This window comes from Kitasatospora sp. NPDC001261 (assembly GCF_042896795.1).
In the GTDB taxonomy this organism is placed as follows: Bacteria; Actinomycetota; Actinomycetes; order Streptomycetales; family Streptomycetaceae; genus Kitasatospora.
Genome location: NZ_JBIAXP010000069.1, coordinates 1 through 2,449 on the forward strand (window position 1 = coordinate 1; position 2,449 = coordinate 2,449).

Annotated in this window: 1 protein-coding gene; it reads left to right on the plus strand. The window is 72.8% G+C overall.

What is annotated here, in order from left to right; all coding sequences use genetic code 11:
• Nucleotides 1-940 precede the first annotated feature (940 nt).
• Complete coding sequence (locus ACFY4B_RS42550; protein ID WP_387977184.1) at nucleotides 941-2,122, plus strand: Rieske 2Fe-2S domain-containing protein; 1,182 nt, start codon at nucleotides 941-943, stop codon at nucleotides 2,120-2,122.
• The last annotated feature ends 327 nt before the right edge of the window (nucleotides 2,123-2,449 follow it).

Sequence of the window (2,449 nt, forward strand, 5' to 3'; positions counted from 1 at the left end):
CACGTCCCCTCGTCGTGCCAGTCGAACGGCACCGCACCCGAACGCGACCCCACCCGCACCCCGTACCCCAGGGCCGTCAGCCGGTCCGCCACCCGGCGACCCGTCTTCCCCGTCCCACCGACCACCAGCACGACACCGGACTCGACCGCGAGATCCACCACACCAGCCATCACACACACCCTCATTCCAAGACTCGGAGGAATCACCGACGACCGGTCCTTCGGAGGCGCCGGTTGCGCCCGATCGGTTCGTCGTCGTGGCACCAATTCAAATCCCCCCTGGCCCGGCGATCCATAGCCGCCGCTCTCAGTTCCATGCGCGAGCGTCTACGCCACCGGTACGTCACCGACCAGCGGCGCTCCGCCCACCCACGGCCGTCGAGCCGTCCGCGGCCAGGGCTCCCCTGCCACCCACCACAACACACCCCACCCCCGGCAGAAAGCCCTTTCCAGCACCTCTCGACCCCTCCTCGACCGCGTGGGGCAATCACCGCGCGGCGCGTCCGCAAAGGGCCGAGGGGAAATCGGGGGGAACCGCGTCGGTCGGCCGGATCCGCATTCCCGTCACGCCGGAACCGCGGAATCCGCCGCCGTCGCCGATCGCCCAACGGTACGGGCCCGTACGAATAGCGCCCGGGCCGGGCGGCCCTGTTCCGCCCCGGGTGCGGCCCGCCGCCCCGCCGGCCCCCCTTCGGCCCCGCTCGGACGTCGAGGCCGCGCCGACCTGCCCGAATACCCCCGTGGCCCCGGGGCCGGGCGAATGGCTGGGACCTGTCGAATCCTTGAACCGGCCTACCCGACGGATCATCAGACTTGTTGTGAGTTAGGGAGATTGTCCGTGCACGGGCTCCCGTTCCATGGCTAGCATCGGAAATCCATTCTGTTCGAGCGCTAATCGCCTGGGAGGGGCGGCGCCGGACAGACCGACAGGAGACTTCTTCATGCGCGTGTCCAAGCACGTCCACCCCGTCAGCAGCCGCCCGACCGCGGCCGATGTCGCCCTGCCACCGGCACTGCCCTACCCCGACGGCTGGTCCGCACTCGCCTTCTCCGCCGAGCTCAGGCCCGGCACCGTCCTCACCCGCCAACTCGCGGGCGAGGACGTCGTGCTGTACCGGCTGCGCAACGGCCGCCTCCGCGCGATCCGCCCGTACTGCCCGCACCTCGGCGCCCACCTCGGCCTGGCCGCGGTCGAGGGCGACCACCTGGTCTGCCCCTTCCACCGCTTCGCCTTCGACGCCGAGGGCCGCTGCGTGCGCACCGGGTACGGCACCCAGCCGCCCAAGGCGGCACTGACGCCGCTGCCGGTGCGCGAGGTGAACGAGGCCGTCTTCGTCTGGCGCCACCACGACGGCCGGGAGCCGGACTGGGAGATCCCCGCCTGGCACCGGATCGACGACGGGCGGCAGCCCCTGCGGTACACCTCCTTCGAGATGCCCGGCTACGCCCAGGACGTCATGGAGAACTCCTTCGACCTGGGCCACTTCGTCACCCTGCACGGTTGGCCGCAGGGCGAGTTGGCGAAGCCCGTGGAGTTCGACGGCACCACCTTCCACATCTCGATGCTGGTCCGGGAGACCTTCCCGCTGCTCGGCCTGCGCGAGGTCCAGGTCGAGGTGGACGGGTACGGCCTCACCGCCCTGCACACCGACGTGCACACGCCCTCGCTGGGCCTGGAGATCTGCTCGCTGGTCATGGCCACCCAGGTCGCTCCCGGCCGGATGCAGCTGCGGCAGGCGAGCCGCTTCGTCATGTCGGAGCCGTCCGGACTGCCGCCGGTCGTCGCCCGGACGGTCAGCCGGGCGGTCACCAGGCTACTGGCGGGCCCGATGTTCAAGCGCAACCTGGAGTTCACCGCGGCCGACTTCCCGATCTGGTCCACCAAGCGGTACATGTCGCCGCCGAAGCTCGCCCCGGGCGACGGGCCGATCGGCGCGATGCGGCACTGGGCCCGGCAGTTCTACCCGCCGGACCACCAGGCGCACCTGCCGGGGCCGGCCGCCCTCACCGACCGGGACGGTCCCGGCGCGAACGGAAGCAGCACGCCCGACGGTGACGCCGCCCCGAGCCGCACCCCGGCGGAGGCCCCCGGCACCGCCCCCAGCGGAGCCGCCCGGAGCTGAGCCGGCCCCGGCCACCCGCCGCCCCTCTCCGCCCAGCTCCGTCGTCCCGACCTGGAAACGGGCGTGCCGGCTCCGGAGAGCGAGAACCTTCCTCGGCGCCTGGCAGGGCACCCTGGGCAGCCAACAGACCTTCGTCAAGCCGGACTTCGCGATCACCATCACCCAGGGCCGGACCAACGACCCGGTCGCGCAGATCCGCAACAACGAAGCGGGAAGAAGCACCCCCGGTTCCGCACACGGCGGGGGGGCCCCCCCACCCCCGGGGCCCCCCCCCCCCCCCCCGGTGGCCCCCCGCCCCCCCCCCCGGGGCCCGGCCCCCCCCCGAAG

Excerpts from the sequence above, each read along its gene's own strand:
- ACFY4B_RS42550 (WP_387977184.1), top strand. The coding sequence starts at position 941 with ATGCGCGTGTCCAAGCACGTCCACCCCGTCAGCAGCCGCCCGACCGCG.